Raw genomic sequence first — 21,868 nt, 5'->3', positions numbered from 1 at the left:
GTTTTTTGCATGAATATTCATTTTTAAATGGGGATTATTTGTTATGAAATAAGGTATTTAATGATTGAACTGATATAAATTCTCTATGATGTATCACAGATTTAAACTTGTAAATTTTGTATCTATTATAGCTGTAGTCATAATTTTGACTTCTCTGGTATTTGCCAATGATGAAGTTATCAGCAGAACGCCTCAACTGAGATATGAAACTTCTTGGATTGGTAATACCTTTGGTGGTGGAGAAAAATGGGTACAAAATTATATTCAGGCGATGTATGTGGCACCCAATGGTACAGTTTATACTAATAGTCTCTGGGATGAAGCAGGTAGAGAAGCGGGAATATACAAAGATGGTGATGTGATTGGGAGATTGGCGGATCTTCACGGTTGGGGTCGTCTCGGAGGACAGGCTGTGACAGCCAATGATAAATATGTTTATATTGGCATGCGCCAAGATTTTGTGAATAGGAAAGATCAAGACTATCCCCCAGAAGGGACAACTTGGCATTGTGTCAGACGCTACCACTTATCTGGTAAATCCGCACCCTTTGCTCAAGGACGTGGTTGGGATAAAAGTATGTTAATTGTCAGTAACCAAAGTCCAGTAACTGGATTAGCAATTAGGGGAAATGAATTATATGTTAGTGATGCTGCTACTAACCGTCTGCGTGTGTATAATACAGAAACCATGCAGGAAATACGCAGCTTTAGGGTTGCGAGTCCGGGGGGGATAGCTGTTGATAGACAGGGTAACCTCTGGATTATTCAAACCAAACAAGGGAGTAATCCGGCTAAAATCGTGCGTTATTCCCGCGAAGGAAAGCAGTTACCCCAGGAAATAACCAATATTGTAGAACCCAGTGCGATCGCAGTTGATTTGCAAAACAGAATTTTGGTAGGAGAAAATGGCCCTCGTCAGCAGGTGCTGATTTACCAAGTTAAAGATCAACCTGTTCTGGTGAGTACCTTCGGTACTCCGGGGGGAGTTTATGGGGGTGTTCCTGGTGAAATCCAAGATTTAAAACTGTACGGTTTGACGGGAGTCGGTACAGATTTTGCAGGTAATATCTATGTAAATAGTAATGGGTTTAACAACTCAGGTACAGACTTACGCAAGTTTTCATCATCACGAAAATTATTATGGCAGTTAATGGGATTGATGTTTGTTGATAATGCTGATGCTGACCCCACCAGTGATGGAGTACGCTTATTTACCAAACAAGAAGAATTCTTGATGGATTATAGTCAACCTGCGGGTAAGCAATGGACTTATAAAGCCTACACCTTAAATCCTTTCAAATATCCCCAAGATCCACGGTTACATACCTCCCCTGATGCTACTTGGGTGCGTCGTATCCAAGGGAAACCGTTTATTTTCCTGGTTGATATGTATGAAAGTTTTCTGCAAATTTATCGCTTTAATCCTCAGACGGATGGTAAAATCGCGATTCCGTCGGGAATGTTTGTGGGTACTCGTGGGGGTGGGGGAAAATCAATTCTGGGAAATTGGCCTCCTGATCAGCCAGAAGAGGGAGAATGGATTTGGCGCGATCGCAACAATAACGGTAAGTTTGATCGGATTGAATACGACAACACCAAAGATTATCCCTACATTGGGGGATGGTGGGTAGATAGTCGAGGGGATGTGTGGAAAACCGTACGAACTAAGGAGGGTATCCGACACTATCCTTTGCAGGGACTAGATGAGCATGGTAACCCGATCTATACCTACGCTTCCATGTCAAAGGAAGCAACCCCGAGTCTGTTTACCGATTTGCGGCGGATTGAGTATTTACCGGAAACCGATACCATGTATTTATCAGGGTTTACGCTAGATCATCCAGCTGTTGGGGATGACACTAAAGTTGTGGGTTCTGAGATTGTACGTTTTGATAATTGGAGTCGGGGAAATAGAACACCCCGTTGGCGGATAGTAGTTCCCTACGATAATACCGGTAAACGTGAAGTTTCTACCTCAGCCATGAGTGTAACGGGTGACTATGTTTTTGCTGTGACGGGTAAAACCGCAAAAGTATATATATATAATGCCAGAACCGGGGCGTTTGTGAAAAACTTAACACCAGGTCCAGAAGTTGCATCGCAAAGTGGTTGGATTGATATCCCCTATGGTCTTCGTGCTATGCGGCGAAATAATGGTGAGTATCTCCTATTTGTAGAAGAAAATGCCAAAGGTAAAGTGATTATCTATCGCTTTAAATTGTAGATATTAGCACATTTTTTAAATGCTGTAAATCATCCAAGTGGGTTTCTAGACTTTCTCTAGTAACCCGTTTTTTTGTTTGTGACTGCATGGTTAATCAAAAATTCCCAAAAAATTAATTTTATTTCTTCCTATAGAAAATAAATTTATTTGCTATACAAGTAGTAAAATTTAGATAAGCTTTTTCAGGTAAAAGCAAGCAAGGAAACACATAACTGATGAAAATTGTCATACAGCACCTTGCACCGAATCTGATAACACTTTTGTGCAGTGGGCATCTTGCCGGACTTTGTGTACCTCACTGAGATGAAATGTGCTGTATCAATGATTTAACATCAATATTTTTACTATTTTTTACCGCCTTTACTTGCCATATGCTTGATGAAACCGTTTTCGGGCTGCTTATAAAATCTTTTTTAAGGTTGAATAACTGCTAAGGACAAAACTTAAATGCGGATCTTACATATTATTAATCATGTGCAGAAAATTGGTAATGGAATTGTCAATGTGGCGGTAGACTTAGCTTGTTTACAAACTGAAGATGGTCATACCGTTGCTGTAGTCTCAGATGGTGGAGAATATGAGGAATTATTAGCATTGTATGCTGTTAAACACTGGCAATTAAATCAGTGTAGAGAACCCCTAAATATTCTCAAAGCTGCTTGGGGTTATCGACAGATTGTGCGAGAGTTTCAGCCACATATTGTTCATGCACATATGATGACAGGGGTTATACTAGCAGGAATATTCAAAGGCATATGTAATTATGCTTTAATTGCTACAGTACATAATGAGTTTCAGCATAGTTCCATAGTCATGGGATTAGCAGAGCGGGTAATTGCAGTTAGTCATGCAGTATCTAACTCTATGGTGCGGCGTGGTATACCACAAGCAAAGGTGCGAGTGGTAGCCAACGGTACATTAAACAGTCCCCGACATCGTCGTATTCAAGATTACCAACCACTACCCCTACAGCGTCCAGCAATTACCACTGTGGCGGGGATGTATTACCGCAAAGGAATTGCTGAGTTAATTACAGCTTTTATCACCATTGCGGCAGAATTTGCCCATGCACATCTATATTTAGTGGGAGATGGACCAGATCGCCCCATGCTTGAGGCTATGGTCAGCAATACACCGTATAGCGATCGCATTCACTTTACAGGTTTCCAGCCTGAACCGCAACGCTATATGCTAGCAACAGATATTTTTGTTTTAGCTTCTCACTGTGAATCATTTGGTTTAGTGCTCACAGAAGCTAGGGAAGCGGGTTGTGCAATTATCGCCAGTAATGTAGATGGTATCCCAGAAACCTTAGATAACGGACAAGCTGGTATTTTAGTTCCACCCCAAAATAGTCGAACCTTGGCTGAAGTTTTGACACAACTGCTCAGGGAACCTGTAGACCTACAGAGGTGGAAATGTCGCGCTCAAGAAAATTTACAGTATTTCCAAGCAGCACGGGTTAATCAAGAAACCCAGGCTGTATACTATGAATTAGTTCAGAAATCCTATTCTGAGCAAAAATTGTCGAGAAAAAAACTTGTAGTTGGGGAATAATTCATAGTGATTACGCCAGACTTGGGGATTGTTTTGATTTCTGAGTGGTTAACTTGACCTTAATAATGCTTTTGTTGCTGACTCCCCTAATGTTTTTAATTGGCGGTTAATTTGCCAGAGTAATAGCCCGAAAATAGCTATATGTCCCATAATTGCGATCGCCTTAGTTATGGCAGCAGTTTCTGAGGATATAATTACAACTGGTGCCAACACAGAAAACAATAGTGAACTGTGAGCAGAGTCCCGAAAAAGCATTGCTAACAAAACCGGTGGTACGATCATCACAGCGGCTAAAATCACATTAGTCCATAACAACCGCCGCCCATTTTTCATCAATAACAGTAACTGTGCTACCGCTGCATAAATTACTATTAAAGTGAAGACAAAAGTTAAGGCAAGAAGAATATTTAACTTATGCAATACAGGCAGCGATGAGGCTAAAATGAATATACTGCTACCGATGACATAAATTAGAGCATTGATGGCGATCGCCAATATGTTGGGACTTTTTTCACCCCAAATTAAATCTTTGATTAATTTGTGCTTTCCAGGATAACTATGACTATAAACGTGCTGATATCTCGCCCACTCTTGAATTGTTTGCCGATGGGGTGTTAATGCAGCAATCAGATATAAAAATAGCCAGAAATTGGCAAACATTAAAAGCAATATATCCCCATGGATATATGTCAAGTCTTGCCAATTAGCACATCCTACAGTTATGATGGTAAAAATACTAGTTAATAAATAACTTTGCTGTTTACTTAACATGGTAGTATGGGAGACACTATAGCAACGTCTGATAGATTGCCAGAAAAAGTAAGTGCCAACCAGGGAAATTAATAAACTAAAGCTGATGGTTATGGCAACATTCTCTCCTAGTGCTACACCGAACCAATGGAAATAGGTCAATCTGAAACCACCATAATAAGAGTCAGGAATAAAATATTGCGGCATAATTAGCTGCAATGTGAGTATATTATCTAGTCGAGCATTGTTAATATCTAGAAGGTTATAGAATAGAAAAATAGCTGCAAGTAAACCAGTTCCTAACCAAGTTTGAACCCCACCTAACCAAGAAGCTATTAAACTAAATAGTAATGCACCGCTATAGTAGAAAATGGTAAGTGCCAGGGAAATGCCATAAAAAGTTAGTATCTGATATAAGGATTTTTCAGCATTTAAACCTAACCACAAATGCCAAGGAATTGCGAATAAAATGGCAATATATAAATTGATGGGAACCCCAAGGATTTTACCCACAAGAATACTTTGAGGTGATTGGGGAGCTAGACGTATAAAACCGAGGGTATCTCGCCTGGTTTCCCTGGCTAAATCATCGATGAGTAAATAAACTCCGACCAACACAAGAGCAAAAACGATGATTACACTCAGAGAGGAGAAAAGATCATCATGCCATGCTCGCCAATCAATAATTACCTTACCATACTGATCAACAGCACATTTAACAATTTGTGATGAAGTCGTCCATTCATATTCACAATAAGCTGGATGGAGATATTCGAGATTTTCGTTTGTTGGTAGTTCAGCTTGGAAGGAACTAAACACCATCAACTGAACCAGAACACTGACAAATAATGCTAATAAAACGTTGCGAGTTTTTAAGCGTCCCTTAATTTCCCGTAAGAATTGAGGGTTTAATTCACCTAAGCCAGAGATCATATTCCGCATCATGAGCCTACTCCCCGAACAGATATACACAGATAATTATTGACTTGTTAGGATGCTTGTTTGTGCCCTAATTTTAAGAAAATACTTTCTAAATCTTCTTGTGTACTGTGAAAGTTACTGATAGAACAACCCGATAGAACCAGAGAACGCAATAAATCAGCGCCATCTTTTGGTGTACCGGTAAAACTGACCTTGAGACTGTTTTCACCGGGGATTTTTTGCCAACTTTGCACCAAGGAATAGTTTTGTAATTCCTGCTCGATTAACTCTAAACTTCCAGGGGTTGATAAGATGATGTGTTGTTGAGAAAATCGTTTGTAGATTTCTTCCAGGGAAGCGGTTTCTACCAAACACCCCAATTCCATAATGCCTATACTAGTGCATAGTTCCGCTAAATCACTGAGAATATGGGAAGTAATTAAAATAGTCATTCCCGCAGCTTGCAAAGCTGTAATGATGTCGCGAAACTGCATCCTAGCAATAGGGTCAAGTCCAGAAACCGGCTCATCTAAAATGAGTAAAATTGGTTCGTGAATAATCGCCCGCGCCAAACCTAAGCGCTGCTTCATCCCCCGGGATAGGGTAGAAATTAGGGCTTGACGTTTATTCTCCAGTTGGATAAGTTCTAAAACTGCGTGTAAGCGTTGGGTACGATATGGTTCCCGCAAATGATACAACCGGGCAAAATAGTCTAAGTAATCCCAGACTGTTAAATCTTCATATAGGGGATAGTTATCGGGTAAGTAGCCAAGACGACGCTTGAGAGTTGAGTTACTCTTGTCAAATTCTAGGGGATGACCATAAAGATAAATTTCCCCCGTGGTTGGTTGTTCAGCAGTGACCAACATCCGGATGAGAGTGGTTTTCCCGGAACCATTGGGGCCAATTAATCCATATACTTCACCCTCTGGGATTTCTAAATCAACATTGTTGACAACAATATGTTGATCAAATTGCTTAGTTAATCCGCAGGTACGAATCGCTAATTCTTTTACCATAGCTGTTTTGGTGCAGTTATGTTTGAGATAGTAACATACCTTTTAGATACAGCTTTGATAAATATTGTGACAAAATTACTCCCATTGTACGGCAAAGCGATCGCGATAACGTGAAACTAGAATCCCCCGGACTCTAGCCGTGGGGAGTGTCAAAATCACAACATCATCGTTATTAATTTGACCATTTTTGGTTAATCAAAGCAGGTTTGTCTTGAGGGATAAACTGTTTCCCAAACTTGGCGTAGAGAGCCGGAATGACTAATAAAGTCAAAGCGGTAGAAGTAAATAAACCGCCCAAAACCACAATTGCCAAGGGTTGTAGAATTTCGTTCCCTGCTCCACTGGCGATCGACAAAGGCAGCATACCTAGTGCGGAAGTAAACGCGGTCATCAGGATAGCATTAACTCGTTCTAGAGAACCGTTGACAATCACATCTTTGAGGGGCATTCCCTGAGCCAACTTATTGTTATAGTTATCCACCAACAACAAGCCATTGCGGACAGCAACCCCAAATAAGGTAATGAATCCAATCAAAGAAGCAATGGACATCACACCGCCACTCAAGGCAATAGAGACAATACCACCCACCAAAGCCAAAGGCAGATTGAGCATGATCGCGATGGTCGCGCTGAGGGATTTAACACAGAAGAACATCAACACGGCAATCAAGATCGCTGCCAAGATACTAAATACCAGTAGATTATTAGTAGCCCGTTGCTCCGATTCAAACTGTCCGCCGTACTGGATGAAGTAGCCATTGGGGAGTTTGATTTTCTGTTTAATTTGGGATTGAATATCACTAACAACACTGCCCAAATCACGCTCGGCAACGTTTGCCGAAACAACTATCAGCCGCGATACATCTTCCCGATTCACCACATTTATTCCCATACCGTAGTCTACCGTGGCTACAGCACCCAGTTCGATGGTTTGCCCAGTAGGGGTAATCAGAGGAATAGCGCGAATGGCATCTAAACTATTGCGGGCTTTCTCCGTCAAGGAGACATAAACATCAATGACTTGCTGATTTTCTGCCACTTGCGAGACTACACGACCATTGAGGGCAGTTTCCACCACGTTGGATAACTGCTCCATACTCAATCCATAATTAGCGGCCGCCGCGCGATCGTAATGGATTTGTACCTGACGAATGGGCAGTTGGGGTTCAAGCTGCAAATCTACAACCCCAGGGATGGGCTGAATCACATCTTGCACTTGTTCGCCAATCTTCCGCAGTGCGATTAAATCAGGGCCAAAGATTTTCACAGCGATCGCACTTCTCACCCCCGACAGCACTTCATCCATGCGGTGAGAAATAAACCCACCAATATTAGATGCCACACCAGGCAGTTTATTGAACTCTTGCCGCAATTGTTTAATGCTGGCTTCCCGGTCTTGGAGGGCGAGATCGCTGAGTTCTACATCCACATGAGCCATACTTACTCCCGCCCCATCTGCATCACCGGGAGTGCGTCCCGCCCGTACTTGCACCCACTCATATAAAGGATGATCTTTAAGCGCAGTAGACAGAGCCATCCCCGCCCGATTGGTCATATCCAGAGAAACCCCTGGATATAAAACCATGGAATTTACCAATGATTTCTCCTGAAATTCCGGCAGAAACACCCGTCCCAGGGAGGGAATAATCGCAAAAGCGGCAACCAATGCTGCCAGGGCCACACCCAGAATGATTTGAGGGTATCGCAGGGACAGATTTAACAGTGGACGATATAACCGTTCTGCCCCACGGGAAATGAATGTACCTTCAGGCGGTAGGGTTTGGTTTGCCAGCAGAATTGCACACAGGGCAGGGGAAAGGGTCATAGCCACCAAAGTAGAAGCACAGATGGAAAGCAAATACGCCCAACCCATTGGGGCAAAAATGTTGCCTTCAACCCCTGTCAAACTAAAAATTGGTGCAAACACGACGACGATAATCACTGTAGAAAAAATCACGGCTAACCGTACTTCCACAGATGTATCATAGACCACCTGAAAGGGATGCTTGGGGTTGCCCTGGGCCTGATTGCTTCGCAGACCCCGATAACAGTTTTCCATGTCCACGATTGAGTCATCCACAACTGAGCCAATGGCTACGACTAAACCACCCAAGGTCATAGTGTTAATGCCTAAGCCAAAAGCTTTCATGAACATTAAGCCAATTAACAGTGACAGAGGAATTGCACTCAGTGTAATTACCGCAGTACGCCAATTCATCAGAAATAACAGCATAATTACTGATACAATGATGATGCCTTGCATCAGGGAACTGCTGACATTGACAATGGCAGTATCAATAAAGTTAGATTGCCGGAACGTTTGTTTCACTTGCACATCAGGGGGAAAGGTTGGTTGCAAGGATTGCATTACCGCTTCTACTGCTTTTGTCACCGTGGGAGTATCAACATCAGGCTGTTTGTTAATCATCATCACCACAGCCGGCTGTCCATTAAAACTAGCATCTCCCCGCTTGAGTGCAGCACCGGTTTTTACTTGCGCCACATCTTGAAGCAAAATCGGTTTCCCATCTTGCACCTTGACCACAGATTGCTGCAAGTCTGCAATTGATTTTACCTGGCCAATACCGCGTACCAAAAGTTCTTGACCGCCACCAATGAGAAATCCACCCGGTGCGTTAGAATTTGCACCCTTAGCCCCATTGGTAACTTCCGTCAGGGAAACCTTGAGCGATCGCAATTTTGCCGGATCAACTAACACTTGTTCCTGTCGTTCATCCCCACCGTAAACAGTAACTTGGGTGACTCCCGGCACAGACAAAATTTGATTGCTCAGGGTAGTATCCACCAGACGGCGCAAATCCATCAGGGAGGTTTTACCCTGGCTATTCACAGTTAAGGCATACTGTAAAATTGTCCCCAATGGTGATGCTAAGGGTGAAATTGCCGGCGGATGCACCCCTTCAGGTAACTGATTGGTCACCTGTTGGAGTCGTTCTGTCACTGATTGCCGGGCTTGATAAATGTCGGCATCCTGGTCAAACACCACCTGCACCATTGACAGACCCACTTTGGAGGAAGAACGCACCGTAGTTACCCCTGGCAAACCATTCACCGCGCTTTCAATCGGCACGGTAATTTGTGATTCCACTTCCTCTGCAGCTAGTCCAGTCGCTTCGGTGTGAATATCCACCTGGGGGGGCGCAAATTGAGGAAACACGTCCAGTGGCATCTGAGTGACGGTGAACACTCCCCACAGGGTCACTAAAATCGCACAGATAACTATGAACCAACGCTGGGTAATTGAGTTTTTGAGAATCTGATTGACGATGGAATTCAACATCTCAATTAAACGCCTCCCTTGTTTTTGCGATTCCCAGCAATAACGGCGATCGCTCCCCCCACAAGCACGACTCCACCACCGACTCCTGCTAAGATACCCATTGGTAATCCACTGGCCTGCTGTGTAGTATCCTGATTGTCTGCTTCAGCTAGGGTTGTGGGAGTCTCACTGGCTGTTGGAGTCCCAGGGGTATCCGCAGTTTGGGCTTTGCGCGATTCGGCATATAGGGACAAACCACCTTGAGTAACCAGTTTTTCGCCAACTGACAATCCTGTGGTGACTGCGATTAGTTCGCCTTTGGTCGCACCGGTGGTGACTTCCACAGGCTCATAAAAATTCTCATACTGTACAAAGACTATCTGTTTACCGTTGGCATCAACCAATGCTGTCACCGGAATCATCACGCCAGACCCTGCTTGAGCAGAGGAGGCGATTGGCGTGACCACAATACCTAATAGTTGATCGGTTTGGGGATTGACTTTCACCCGATTAATGCCACCGGTTGCCTGAAATTCATCACCATGTCCGACATGAGGAAACCCAACTGTAGGGACACAAACAATTAAACTGGCTGCCAGAATCGAACTCATTAGCCGAAAGGATTTCATGATTACTCCTCACAAGATAGGGGTTAAACAAAAGTTCTCCATAAGTTTGCCAAAGGGCAGATGAAATTCAGGTGAAATGGCAGATGTTTTTGTAAAATATATGAAGCTCCCTCATGGTTGATTCTCTGGAGCAATGCGAATTTTACTGGTAGAAGATGAAGCGGATTTGGGACTGGCAATCAAGCAAGTCTTAATTAGCGAAAGATATGTAGTGGATTGGTTGACAGATGGCACTCAAGCCTGGCTATGCCTGGAAAGCCAGTGGACAGACTACACAGTTGCGATTGTTGATTGGCTGCTCCCGGAAATGTCGGGATTGGAGTTATGTCGGCAGATCAGACTGCACCAAAATCCCTTACCAGTGCTTATGCTCACTGCTTTGGGGCAGCCGTCAAATCGTGTGGCGGGGCTGGATGCGGGAGCTGATGATTATTTGGTCAAACCGTTTTTCATGGAAGAATTGCTGGCGCGGTTGCGGGCGCTACAGAGGCGATCGCCTCAACTACAACCATCCACCCTGACTGTTGCAGGTTTTACTCTGGATACAGCCAACAATGTCCTAGGAGTGAATTCAGATCGGTCTACGCCCCTGCTGATTCCCTTAACTACCAAAGAATTTCAGCTGCTCATGTATTTGATGCAAAACCCCAATCGGATCATTCCCGGTAGCAAATTGCGTCATCAACTTTGGGACATGGAAGAAGAACCTATTAGTAATGTAGTTGCAGCGCAAATGCGCTTATTGCGGCGTAAGTTAGCAAATCATGGCTGTCCGTGTCCTATTGAAACTGTTCCAGGTGCTGGCTATCGCTTTAACTCTCAACTTGATTCTCGGCTATGAATAGCTACTCACTTTTTTGGCGCAGTCGTCTACGGCTAGCCCTTTGGTATGCTGGGGTCATGGGTGTGATTTTGAGTGTTTCTGGCTTGGGGATGTATCGAGCAATGGTACAAACAAACTGGGCAGCAATGGAGCGCGAAATAGAATCAATTGCGGGAACTTTACACGATAGCGTCGAACCACTACTACCCGCAGGGGAAGAACCTACTGCTGTGCTGCAACAAATTTTTCCTGATCTGTGTTTGAGTGGGGAACCTTGTCAGGCTACGCCAACCCTGATTCAACGACACACCATTGGTATCAGCGATCGCACCACATATTATATTCGGCTGTTCAATCATCAAGGGAAACTCCTGGCTTTTTCACCCAATCAACCCCTATCTGTGCCGCCAACTCTCAACCGCAATTCATGGCAAACCTTCCGCACCGCTAAGGGTATTCGCTATCACCAATTCACCACGATTTTACATAGTGCCAATGCTGATTCATCCTGGGGCTATTTGCAAATTGGGCGCACTTTAGAACATTTTGATGGGGAAATCAGGCGAATTCAATCGATTATGGCCATTGGGTTGCCTATTGCTTTGAGCTTGGTTGCTAGTTCTAGTTGGTGGCTTTCAGGATTAGCAATGCAGCCGATTTACCAGTCCTATCAGCAACACCAACAATTTACCGCCAATGCGGCCCATGAATTGCGATCGCCCCTGGCTAGCTTGTTGGCAACTGTGGAAGCTATTCTGCGCATACCGCAATCAAATCCACAAGATATGCAAATAATGCTTTATACTGTTGAGCGCCAAGGACGACGATTGAGCCATTTGATCGCGGACTTACTCTTGTTAACCAGTCTTGAGCAAAATTCAGATGGAGAGCAATTTTCGGTTACTTGTTGCTTAAATGATTTGGTGAGCGATTTGACCGAAGAATTTTTAGAGATGGCCACTGCTGGTGATATTCACTTAACCTGCCAAATTCCCACTTACCAGGTTTATACTTTAGGTAACGAATCCCAACTTTACCGTTTAGTCTCAAACTTGATTGCCAATGCCATTCAGTACACACCCACTGGGGGATATGTAACTGTTAGCCTAGTCAAGAGTGATTACACTGCTGTGATTGCGGTGAAAGATACGGGGATTGGCATTGGGCTGGCTGATCAGGAGCGAATTTTTGAGCGCTTTTACCGTGTTGATGGCGATCGCTCTCGTAAAACCGGAGGTACAGGGTTGGGGCTAGCCATTGCTCAGGCGATCGCCCAAAAACATAAAGGGATTCTCAAAGTTGGAAGTCAGGTGGGAAAAGGTAGCATTTTCACGCTAGTATTGAAAATACAACGGCCAGAAACACGTGGCACTGAACTACCTCACGAGTAGTATGGCTAGCGCCACGCTATCGCTATCAGAAACTATGACAGCGGTAAACCAATTTTCTGTGCTGTCTCCCTGGCCATATCCCAGACATCTTGGGATGTGATGCCGCCCGTACCTCGCCAATTGCCACTGATACCTGTATAATCTCCCATGGGCTGAAATACGTTACCATCAGTAATATGGGCTGGTTTGTGATCCTGAAAGTGATCCTGATCAACAAGCTTTGCCATCATCGGTTCATATAGGTCTGGGGCTAAGGTTTTTTGTAAAATCTGCAAGTATACAGCTTGACCAACGACAATTTCTCGCTGTGGTTTATTCACTAACTCGACAATGGCATCAGCTACCTGTTTAGCAGGGTATACCGGGTTCATGGCTTTAGTTTGGCGACCGGTGTAATTGGCTGCGTGTTGAAAAATTGGTGTATCTATAGAACCTGGTAGTACTGTACAAACATGAATGTCTTTGGCATTATCTAAATATAATTCCATGCGCAGAGAGTCGGAAAGACCACGAATCGCATATTTACTGATGGTGTAAGGGCTGGTGTATGGCTGACCCGTTACCCCCACTACTGAGGAAACATTGATCAGGTTACCGCTACCCTGTTCTCGGAAGTGCGGTAACACAGCCCGCGCACCGTAAATATAACCAAATAGATTGGTTTCAATTACCTGGCGAAATACTTCCGGGGGTGCTTCTTCAAATCTGGCAAATAAACTAACAGCGGCATTATTTACCCATACATCAATTCTGCCAAAAGATGCGATCGCCCGCTGGGTTAATTCTTGAACTTCCGACTCATTACTAACATCGGTTGGTATGGCTAGAGCCGTTCCACCCAAGTGTTGACATTCTTGGGCTACTTCTTCGAGTGCTGTTTGATTCCGTGCTGCTAACAGTAATGTTCCCCGTTTTTTGGCAAATTCTAGAGCTGTCGCCCGTCCAATACCGGTTGATGCACCTGTAATTACGATGACTGAATTTCTAATCGGTCGTGTCATATTCCTTTCTCCACCAGAGGATGTATGATTTAGCGTTATTGCCTTTAATTACTTCATTTCGTCTTTATAGCTACTACATAGCTTGATTTTAAAAATACTCGTACCAATCCTATAGAAAATATTGACATTTTTATCACAACCTTAAGATAGATATTTCTAATTATGATTATCCTCAGTCCAGGAGAATGACATTTTTCACCAATATTGACTCTCACAAGTATGAATTTAAATCACAAGATGAGATCCAAACATGATTAATTTAAGATTGCTTTGTCATCTACCATACTTAAACAATTTACTAAAATCTACCTCTTAATATCTCCCTGATTACATCATGCTTACCCCCAGTGATGGAATAAAAAGCATCATTGCTGAGGTAAAGTAAAATCACAATTATTCTCTGGCGGTGTTATGAAAATTGGCACTGATTATTTAGGTGATGGTGTTTGTACATTTACCGTTTGGGGTCCAAATTTAGCAACAGTCTCACTGGAAATTATCTCCCCCCAGCGGCGCTTACTTCCGATGCAGCAGTTAGGGGAATATTGGCAATTTACCGGGAGAGATATTGATCCAGGAACACAATATTTATATCTATTAAATAATAGTGAGTCTCGACCTGACCCAGCATCACATTTTCAGCCTTTAGATGTACATGGACCTTCCCAAGTTATAAATCATAGTTTTGGTTGGAGTGATCACAGTTGGTCTGGTGTTCCATTGGAAACCATGATTATCTATGAGTTGCATGTTGGTACTTTCACCCCGGAGGGAACCTTTACCGCGATTATTACCCGACTCCCAGATTTACGAGAGTTGGGAATAAATGCTATTGAACTTATGCCTGTAGCCCAATTTCCCGGAGAACGCAATTGGGGTTATGATGGTGTTTATCCCTTTGCGGTACATAATTCCTATGGTTCCCCTGATCAGTTAAAACAATTAGTTGATGCTTGTCATCAAGAGGGAATAGCTGTAATTTTAGATGTGGTTTATAACCACTTTGGCCCAGAGGGTAATTATACAAGTCGGTTCGCACCTTATCTCACAGAAACTTATCGCACTCCTTGGGGTAGTGCGATTAATTTTGATCATGCACATAGCTATAATGTGCGGCAATTTTTTCTTCAAAATGCCATATATTGGTTAACTGAATTTCATATTGACGCTTTACGCTTAGATGCTATTCACGCTATTTATGATTTGGGTGCAAAACACTTTTTAGCTGAACTGTCTGAAAATGTAGCTGTGCTTTCTCAGCAACAGGGACGGAAACTGTATTTAATTGCTGAAAGTGATTTAAATGACCCGCGTATTATTCGCCCACCTGAGTTGGGTGGTTATGGTATTGATGCTCAATGGAGTGACGACTTTCATCATTCATTATATAGTTTGTTGACAGGCGATCGCACAGGATACTATGAGGATTTTGGTCTGTGTGAACATCTAGTAAAAGCCTACCAAGATAGTTTTGTTTATGACTGGCAATATTCCCATTATCGCCAACGTTATCACGGAAATAACCCCAGCGATCGCCCTCCATCTCAATTTATAGTTTATAGCCAAAATCATGACCAGATAGGTAACAGAGTTTTAGGTGAAAGATTATCGCAACTGGTAAATTTTGACTCCTTAAAATTAGCTGCTGGTGTAGTTTTACTTTCTCCCTATATTCCTCTGTTATTTATGGGGGAAGAATATGGCGAACAATCACCATTTATATACTTTATTAGTCATTCAGACCCCCATTTAATTCAAGCAGTTAAACAAGGACGTAAACAGGAATTTTCGGTTTTTTATGCTCAAGGAGAACCTCCACCCCCAGAGTCAACTAACACCTTTAACCTCTGTAAGCTGAATTGGGAAAAACGCCAAGCAGGCCAGCATCAAGTTTTATTATCATTTTACCAAAAGCTGATTGAGATACGCCGCGAAAATCTCTCTTTATTACAAAGCGCCAGAGAAAATTTAGAAATAGGATTTCATGAAGAGAAAAAGCTAATTTCATGGTCTAAATATAGGGAAAATAACCAGATATTTTGCGCAATGAATTTTGATAATTATCAAGTTAGTTTTACCCAAAACTTTGCAAGTAATAATTGGGTTAAAGTTTTAGACTCTGCTGCAACCAAGTGGTTAGGTAGGGGTTCACAGTTACCGGTTCAAGTTAAATTACAGCAGGAATTAACCCTACCTCAGCAAAGTTTTGTAGTGTATCAAAAATCAACACCCAGACACAAACAGTAAAGAGTTAATTCTTGGGTAACCTCAAAAGGAGTTAGCTTTCCTATGCGCATACCTACAGCAACTTATCGCATTCAATTCAATTCTGCATTTAATTTTAATTCCGCTCAAAAAATTATCAAGTATCTGGATGATTTAGGTATTTCTGACCTATACGCATCACCAATATTTAAAGCCAGAAGGGGTAGTAATCACGGCTATGATATAGTTGACCCTAATCAATTAAACCCAGAGTTAGGAACACCGGCAGATTTTACGGCTTTAGTTGCAGAACTAAAACAGCATAATATGGGATGGTTACAAGATATTGTTCCTAACCATATGGCTTATGATACCCAAAATCAATATCTGATGAATGTTCTAGAAAATGGTAGTAATTCTGTTTATGCAAACTATTTTGATATTTCCTGGAATTCTCCCATAATTAATGGATTTAGTGAGAGTCAAGAACAACTTTTAGCACCTTTACTTGGTAACTTTTATGGTGATTCTTTGGAAAACGGGGAAATTAAACTTAAATATGGTCAAAATGGCTTGAGTGTGAATTATTATGATTTAAGCTTCCCGCTGAAACTGGAATCTTACGCTACATTTTTTGATCAAAATATAGCTAAATTATCTCAAGTTTTAGGGAGAAATAATCCCATATTTGTCAGACTATTAGGCATTCTTTATATAGTCAAACATATACCTGCTGATGTCACACCAAAGGAAAGACAAGACCAAATTGATTTTGTCAAAGGATTATTATGGGAACTTTATACGGAACATAAAGAATTTCAAGGATTTATTGATAAAAATCTCAATTTTTTTAATGGTCAACCCGGTAACCCAGAAAGCTTTAATCTTTTAGATAGTTTACTCTCTGAACAATTTTTCCGCCTCGCTTTTTGGAAGGTGGGCGCAGAAGAGATTAATTACAGGAGGTTTTTCACTATTAACGAGTTAATTTCTGTTAAAAGTGAAGATTTTCAGGTATTTGAACACACCCACACTTTAATTACTAACTTGGTGAAGGAAAATCAAATTACCGGTTTACGAGTTGACCATATTGATGGTCTTTATAACCCAACTGAGTATTTGCAGAGATTACAATCAAAAGTAGGGGATACATACATCATCGTCGAAAAGATTTTGCAAGCAGGAGAAGATTTACCTCACAACTGGTCAATTCAGGGGACTACGGGTTATGATTTCTTAAATTATCTGAATGGTATTTTTTGTCAACCTGTAAGCGCACAAGCTTTGACCAAAACTTATTGCAATGTGACAGGTTTTAGAACCCCCTATGATCAATTGACTGTTGATAAAAAACACTTAATTTTAGAAACAAATTTAGCTGGAGATGTTGATAATTTAACTTATATTTTTAAGAAAATAGCGAGTAAATATCGTTATGGTAATGATTTTACCATTAATGGTTTAAAACGAGCGATCGCCCAAATCCTCACTTTATTTCCCATTTATCGAACTTATACCCATCAAAGTCATATTTTAGCTGCAGACCGCCAATATATCACAGCAGTAATTCAACAAGCTAAATCAAATCTACCTCTATTACACCATGAATTAACTTTCATTGAAAAAGTCCTGTTACTGGAATATGAAAATTCTCTCACACCAGAAGACCAAGAGCAATGGCTGTATTTCGTCATGCGACTACAACAGTATACCGGTCCCTTAATGGCTAAAGGCGTTGAAGACACTGCATTATATGTTTATAACCGGTTTATTTCCTTAAATGAAGTTGGTGGAAACCCTGCTAAATTTGGTTTCACTATTACCGATTTCCATGACTTTAACCAACAGCGCCAAACTCGTTGGCTACACTCGGTGAATACTACCTCTACCCATGATACTAAAAGAGGTGAAGATGTTCGCGCCAGATTAAATGTTTTATCAGAAATTCCCGAAGAATGGCAAAAACAAGTTTATGGATTTTGTGAAATCAGCCGTGTTCACAAAACCACTATAAATAAAACTTTATCCATACCAGATACTAATGACGAATATCAATTATATCAGATGCTCATAGGGGCATTGCCATTTTTTGAACGTGAGTATAGCAACTTTAATCAACGTATTCAAGACTATGTACTCAAAGCTGCTAGAGAAGCTAAACTTTACACAGCATGGCTGCGACCAAATCAAACCTATGAAAACGCTTTAACTAAATTTGTGGCAGAAGTGTTAAAATTGTCGCCAGAAAATAAATTTTGGCAGAAATTTTTACCCTTTCAGCAAAAGGTCGCCTACTATGGTATTTTTAACTCTTTATCCCAGACATTAATAAAAATCACCTCCCCGGGAGTTCCAGACTTTTATCAAGGAACTGAACTTTGGGATTTGAGTATGGTAGACCCGGATAATCGTCGTCAAGTTGATTTTGCGATTCGCCAGGATCATCTCAAATTCATTAAACAAGAAATCCAGACGGATATTTTAAACTTGATAGATAAATTGTTAGCAAGTAAAGAAGATGGTAGGATAAAATTATTTCTCACTACCCAAGCCTTAAAAGCAAGAAGAGAAAACATCAGGGTTTTTCAAGAGGGTAGTTATATTCCCTTAGAAACTGGGGGAAAATTTTCAGACCATATCATTGCTTTTGCGAGAATACATGGTGATGATCAAATCATTACCATTGCACCCCGCTTTCTTACCAGTGTAATTCAACCAGGTGAATATCCCCTTGGTTTATCAGTCTGGGATAATACCTATATTCAATTACCACCAGTTGCGTCCTTGATGTGGCAAGATAGCATTACCGGGGAAAAGCTCAAAGCTGATAAAAATATCATGGTTGGGGAAGCACTACAAAACTTCCCCGTAGCACTTTTAAAAAAGTGTAACTCAGATCAAAAAACTTGGCGATAGCGTGGATTAAACTATACCTTGACAAAATTCAAGGTGCTAATCGAGCCTTACCTTGACGCTGCTTTTCATACCATTGTGCGATCGCCGGTGTCCATTCTACAAAATGAGGCCACATCAGTTCACACAACTTTTGAATTTCCAATTGAGCATCCTTTTTATATCTCATATCACAAAAGTGCATGAAGGAGCGTAAATTGAAACTGACCACAAAATGCTGGCGATAATCAAAAGGTACCTTACCTCTAGCGTGTTCCTCAGACATTCCCCCTTCAAAATCAGCTTTATAACGCTTCGCAGCTTCCAGACACCATGCTAAATCCGCTGTGCGTTGTTCGGGAGAATAGTAATATTTTTTACCATTTCTATCGGAGTAATAACCAACTGGACGCAGGTAAAAAACCTCTTCAATGTCTTTTTTGCCTTCCACTACATCAATAAATTGGTTACCCGTATACCTAAAAGACTGGACATCAAAGGATACAGAAATTCTATGAGTACGAGCCTGCTGCATCACACTATGGGGAAAATAACCACAGTTGAAAACAATTTGGGGATGCTCCAGTGGTCCATAATGTCCCCTTTCCCCCGCTAATAGTCGCTTGAGAATAATTTCGCCACATTTTGACTCTGTAGGCCAGGAGTCACGCTGATCATACACTAAGCCATCACTATAATCTTGGTGCATCGCGGCGTAAATCACCTGCTGAGGATTTGGTGTTTTGGCAATAACCTCTACTCGAAATCGATCCATTGATAAATTGTAGCCTGTTCGTGAAATGTCTTGTCAACCCGATTCATTATCATAGCTCTTTCATCCACTAGGGAAGCCAACTAAAACTTGATCTAGATACTTTACAAAAATTAATTTACCTGTTACAATTATTCACATAAGATATAAAAGACAGGAAAAACCACATGCGTAGCAACACAAGCATTGTTGACGAACAAGGTCTGATGAACAACTTTGCCATTGAGCCAAAGGTTTATGTAGATGAGCAAGGCGATCGCACCGGGTTTACTCCCTACGCCGAATTACTCAACGGTCGTTTAGCAATGATTGGTTTTGTCTCCCTCATAGCATTAGAAGTATTCACAGGACATGGTATCTTCGGCCTATTGGCGAGCCTGTAAAAACTAATCTTGACAATTTAATATTTAAAATATGATTAAGACGTTTATAGTGAACGTCTTTAATTTTATGGAGAGTTCCATGGTATTTTGACAGTAACGCACCAGCAAGATCCGTTGTCAAATGACATTATCAGGGTGAACTATGGTTTTAACTGCTTCCACAATGTTGCCATTAGGCACACAAGCACCAGGTTTTCATCTACCAGAAGTGGTATCTGGAAAAACAATTTCCCTAGACACATTTGCTGATAAAAAAGCATTATTAATCATGTTTATTTGTCAGCATTGCCCATTTGTCAAACATATTAAAACCGAATTAGCCCAGCTAGGAAAAGACTATTTCAACAGTGATTTAGGTATCCTTGCCATCAGTGCTAATGATGCGGAAAAATACCCGGATGATGGGCCAGAGTCTTTGAAAGCAATGGCTATAGAACTTGATTTTAAGTTTCCTTTGTGTTACGACCAGATCCAGGAGACTGCAAAAGCTTATACAGCCGCTTGTACACCAGATTTCTTCCTATTTAACGCCCAACGTCAACTCGCTTATCGGGGACAACTAGATGATAGCCGTCCCAGTAATAATCAACCGGTGACAGGTGCAGATTTACGCAGTGCGATCGCCGCAGTGTTGGCCGGTCAACCCATTAAGATAGAACAAAAGCCCAGTATTGGCTGCAATATTAAATGGAAACCTGGAAATGAACCCAGTTATTTCGGGTAATTGGGGTCGGAGATGAAAGCAATTCTTCCCCAGTTCCCATTCCCAAAAAAAACCTTGCTTAGTGGTGAATTTCTAGATTCAAGATGTAACTTCCCAATTGGACTTTTTCAGCCCATAATTCATATTCCAGATGCAAATACTCTGGTAAATAATTTCCCTTGAGTGAGAGGATTTTCGTAAAATTTCGTAACCGCATGGGAGTATGAGGTTGCAAAGACTCTGTAGGTAACCAATAACGGCTCACTCCATAAACGCCTTGTTCCCAGAAATGACGATAACTAACTTGATCATTACCTTGCATAGTCATAATTACGCGGTAGGGCGAAATCTCCAACCACAAAATTCGCGGACTTCTGGGGGTTTGAGCTTGCTTGTGATTTCCGTGATAGATGTCTTGTGAACCTAAAGAACTGGCCACTTCACAGGTAATTAGGGGCGGTACTGTCAACAGTAAATGGAATTTATCAGTATCTTTTTGATACAGTGTACACGCAGTCTCAACCACAGACCGGAGGGGCAGATCAGTGGAAATAAGTGATAAACATACAGGTTTGCGGTGATGGGTCAGCATGGGAGCGATGGGAGCTAAACGCTATTGAATGAGATAAAAATAACACTAATACTTTTAGCTGTGACAATCAGCGAGTAAATGGTCAAACATCCTTAATACTAACTGAATTTGCTGATTGGGTAAGTGAAATAAGTTAACACAAAAATCCATAGAAAAATCAAAAAATCTCAAATATTTTAGAAGGAACTACCTCTAGTTGGCTTCCCCTGAACTGGAGGTAGTTGATACCAAGCCGTCAAAGCCACCGCCAAAGCATCAGCAGCATCATCTGGTCGGGGGATCTCATCTAAGTCCAATTCCTGCGCCACAGCATCTTGCACTTCAGACTTATCGGCATTACCATAACCCGTTAGGGCTTGTTTAATTTGGGCGGGAGTAAATTCCACATAGGTCAGCTGATGCTGTGCTAAAGCTAACAAAAGCACACCTCTAGCCTGTGCCACAAGAATTGTACTCGACATCCGATAGAAAAATAATTTTTCTACCGCCACCAAATCTGGCTGTAATTCCTGAATCACAGTGTGTAAATCGTCAAATAACGTACACAGGCGCTGTCCCATATCCATTTTAGCAGAGGTCTGGATGACCCCGAAATCTACCATTTTCACCGATTTATCGGTGATTTGATCCGGATTCTGGGTGCAACTAATTAGCCCGAAGCCCAAAATTGCTAATCCCGGATCTAATCCTAAAATACGTTTTTCCATTAAATTCAAGTTGAAAGTC

Annotated in this window: 16 protein-coding genes; 8 read left to right on the top strand and 8 right to left on the bottom strand. The window is 41.7% G+C overall.

Annotated elements, in window-relative coordinates:
* Positions 1–85 precede the first annotated feature (85 nt).
* Both PN447_RS08650 and PN447_RS08645 read left to right on the top strand, forming a co-directional pair.
* Entirely contained in the window at positions 86–2,224 is a 2,139-nt protein-coding gene (locus tag PN447_RS08650) for a hypothetical protein (protein WP_271762366.1), read from the top strand.
* A 447-nt stretch (positions 2,225–2,671) separates the two neighbouring features.
* Positions 2,672–3,781, top strand: a complete 1,110-nt coding sequence (locus PN447_RS08645; protein ID WP_271762365.1) for a glycosyltransferase family 4 protein — start codon at positions 2,672–2,674, stop codon at positions 3,779–3,781.
* A 48-nt stretch (positions 3,782–3,829) separates the two neighbouring features.
* On the opposite strand, the gene PN447_RS08640 is transcribed toward PN447_RS08645, so the two are convergent.
* The 4 genes from PN447_RS08640 to PN447_RS08625 form a co-directional block, all read right to left on the bottom strand.
* The gene (locus tag PN447_RS08640) at positions 3,830–5,476 is read right to left on the bottom strand and encodes a hypothetical protein (RefSeq protein WP_271762364.1); all 1,647 of its coding nucleotides are present in this window, start codon (positions 5,474–5,476) and stop codon (positions 3,830–3,832) included.
* A 44-nt stretch (positions 5,477–5,520) separates the two neighbouring features.
* On the bottom strand, positions 5,521–6,471 hold the full coding sequence (locus PN447_RS08635; protein ID WP_271762362.1) for an ABC transporter ATP-binding protein: 951 nt from the start codon (positions 6,469–6,471) through the stop codon (positions 5,521–5,523).
* Positions 6,472–6,643: 172 nt separating this feature from the next.
* Complete coding sequence (locus PN447_RS08630) at positions 6,644–9,772, bottom strand: efflux RND transporter permease subunit (RefSeq protein ID WP_271762361.1); 3,129 nt, start codon at positions 9,770–9,772, stop codon at positions 6,644–6,646.
* Positions 9,773–9,777: 5 nt separating this feature from the next.
* On the bottom strand, positions 9,778–10,362 hold the full coding sequence (locus tag PN447_RS08625) for a cobalt transporter (RefSeq protein ID WP_271762358.1): 585 nt from the start codon (positions 10,360–10,362) through the stop codon (positions 9,778–9,780).
* Between the two features lie 151 nt (positions 10,363–10,513).
* On the opposite strand from PN447_RS08625, the gene rppA reads away from it, so the two are divergent.
* Together rppA and rppB are read left to right on the top strand one after the other, a co-directional pair.
* A complete protein-coding gene (gene rppA / locus PN447_RS08620) occupies positions 10,514–11,221 on the top strand; it encodes a two-component system response regulator RppA (protein WP_271762357.1) in 708 nt (235 codons plus the stop codon).
* Positions 11,218–12,594: a two-component system sensor histidine kinase RppB gene (rppB, locus tag PN447_RS08615; protein WP_271762356.1), complete on the top strand. Its 1,377-nt coding sequence runs from the start codon at positions 11,218–11,220 to the stop codon at positions 12,592–12,594. The genes rppA and rppB overlap by 4 nt, the downstream gene beginning before the upstream one ends.
* Positions 12,595–12,626: 32 nt before the next feature.
* Here rppB and PN447_RS08610 read toward each other — a convergent pair whose 3' ends face one another.
* On the bottom strand, positions 12,627–13,595 hold the full coding sequence (locus PN447_RS08610) for an SDR family oxidoreductase (RefSeq protein WP_271762354.1): 969 nt from the start codon (positions 13,593–13,595) through the stop codon (positions 12,627–12,629).
* Positions 13,596–14,006: 411 nt separating this feature from the next.
* Here PN447_RS08610 and treZ point away from each other — a divergent pair, with 411 nt between their 5' ends.
* Both treZ and treY read left to right on the top strand, forming a co-directional pair.
* Entirely contained in the window at positions 14,007–15,842 is a 1,836-nt protein-coding gene (gene treZ, locus PN447_RS08605) for a malto-oligosyltrehalose trehalohydrolase (protein ID WP_271762352.1), read from the top strand.
* Positions 15,843–15,884: 42 nt separating this feature from the next.
* Entirely contained in the window at positions 15,885–18,716 is a 2,832-nt protein-coding gene (treY, locus tag PN447_RS08600) for a malto-oligosyltrehalose synthase (protein ID WP_271762351.1), read from the top strand.
* Between the two features lie 28 nt (positions 18,717–18,744).
* Here the strand turns inward: treY and thyX are convergent, their stop codons facing one another.
* Entirely contained in the window at positions 18,745–19,467 is a 723-nt protein-coding gene (thyX, locus tag PN447_RS08595) for an FAD-dependent thymidylate synthase (protein ID WP_271734348.1), read from the bottom strand.
* 164 nt (positions 19,468–19,631) lie between these two features.
* Between thyX and PN447_RS08590 the strand changes: the two genes are divergently transcribed.
* On the top strand, positions 19,632–19,847 hold the full coding sequence (locus PN447_RS08590; protein ID WP_200987786.1) for a chlorophyll a/b-binding protein: 216 nt from the start codon (positions 19,632–19,634) through the stop codon (positions 19,845–19,847).
* A gap of 142 nt (positions 19,848–19,989) precedes the next feature.
* Positions 19,990–20,571: a thioredoxin family protein gene (locus PN447_RS08585; RefSeq protein WP_271762350.1), complete on the top strand. Its 582-nt coding sequence runs from the start codon at positions 19,990–19,992 to the stop codon at positions 20,569–20,571.
* 58 nt (positions 20,572–20,629) lie between these two features.
* Here PN447_RS08585 and PN447_RS08580 read toward each other — a convergent pair whose 3' ends face one another.
* Together PN447_RS08580 and ruvC are read right to left on the bottom strand one after the other, a co-directional pair.
* Entirely contained in the window at positions 20,630–21,142 is a 513-nt protein-coding gene (locus PN447_RS08580; protein WP_271762349.1) for a hypothetical protein, read from the bottom strand.
* Positions 21,143–21,318: 176 nt separating this feature from the next.
* Positions 21,319–21,849 (bottom strand): crossover junction endodeoxyribonuclease RuvC, encoded by a 531-nt coding sequence (gene ruvC, locus PN447_RS08575; protein ID WP_271762348.1) that lies wholly within the window; start codon positions 21,847–21,849, stop codon positions 21,319–21,321.
* Positions 21,850–21,868 lie beyond the last annotated feature (19 nt).

The sequence above is a fragment of the Anabaena sp. CS-542/02 genome (assembly GCF_028331085.1).
Lineage (GTDB): Bacteria > Cyanobacteriota > Cyanobacteriia > Cyanobacteriales > Nostocaceae > Anabaenopsis > Anabaenopsis arnoldii.
Note: the sequence above shows the minus strand (reverse complement) of the source record. Positions and strands in the feature narration are given on the sequence as shown.

What these genes read in the sequence shown, in the direction of transcription:
- PN447_RS08590 (WP_200987786.1), top strand. Translation starts at nt 19,632, where the DNA reads ATGCGTAGCAACACAAGCATTGTTGACGAACAAGGTCTGATGAACAAC.
- rppA (WP_271762357.1), top strand. Translation starts at nt 10,514, where the DNA reads ATGCGAATTTTACTGGTAGAAGATGAAGCGGATTTGGGACTGGCAATC.
- treZ (WP_271762352.1), top strand. Translation starts at nt 14,007, where the DNA reads ATGAAAATTGGCACTGATTATTTAGGTGATGGTGTTTGTACATTTACC.
- ruvC (WP_271762348.1), bottom strand. Translation starts at nt 21,849, where the DNA reads ATGGAAAAACGTATTTTAGGATTAGATCCGGGATTAGCAATTTTGGGC.
- thyX (WP_271734348.1), bottom strand. Translation starts at nt 19,467, where the DNA reads ATGGATCGATTTCGAGTAGAGGTTATTGCCAAAACACCAAATCCTCAG.
- PN447_RS08630 (WP_271762361.1), bottom strand. Translation starts at nt 9,772, where the DNA reads ATGTTGAATTCCATCGTCAATCAGATTCTCAAAAACTCAATTACCCAG.
- rppB (WP_271762356.1), top strand. Translation starts at nt 11,218, where the DNA reads ATGAATAGCTACTCACTTTTTTGGCGCAGTCGTCTACGGCTAGCCCTT.
- treY (WP_271762351.1), top strand. Translation starts at nt 15,885, where the DNA reads ATGCGCATACCTACAGCAACTTATCGCATTCAATTCAATTCTGCATTT.
- PN447_RS08610 (WP_271762354.1), bottom strand. Translation starts at nt 13,595, where the DNA reads ATGACACGACCGATTAGAAATTCAGTCATCGTAATTACAGGTGCATCA.
- PN447_RS08580 (WP_271762349.1), bottom strand. Translation starts at nt 21,142, where the DNA reads ATGCTGACCCATCACCGCAAACCTGTATGTTTATCACTTATTTCCACT.
- PN447_RS08640 (WP_271762364.1), bottom strand. Translation starts at nt 5,476, where the DNA reads ATGATGCGGAATATGATCTCTGGCTTAGGTGAATTAAACCCTCAATTC.
- PN447_RS08645 (WP_271762365.1), top strand. Translation starts at nt 2,672, where the DNA reads ATGCGGATCTTACATATTATTAATCATGTGCAGAAAATTGGTAATGGA.
- PN447_RS08625 (WP_271762358.1), bottom strand. Translation starts at nt 10,362, where the DNA reads ATGAGTTCGATTCTGGCAGCCAGTTTAATTGTTTGTGTCCCTACAGTT.
- PN447_RS08635 (WP_271762362.1), bottom strand. Translation starts at nt 6,471, where the DNA reads ATGGTAAAAGAATTAGCGATTCGTACCTGCGGATTAACTAAGCAATTT.
- PN447_RS08585 (WP_271762350.1), top strand. Translation starts at nt 19,990, where the DNA reads ATGGTTTTAACTGCTTCCACAATGTTGCCATTAGGCACACAAGCACCA.
- PN447_RS08650 (WP_271762366.1), top strand. Translation starts at nt 86, where the DNA reads ATGATGTATCACAGATTTAAACTTGTAAATTTTGTATCTATTATAGCT.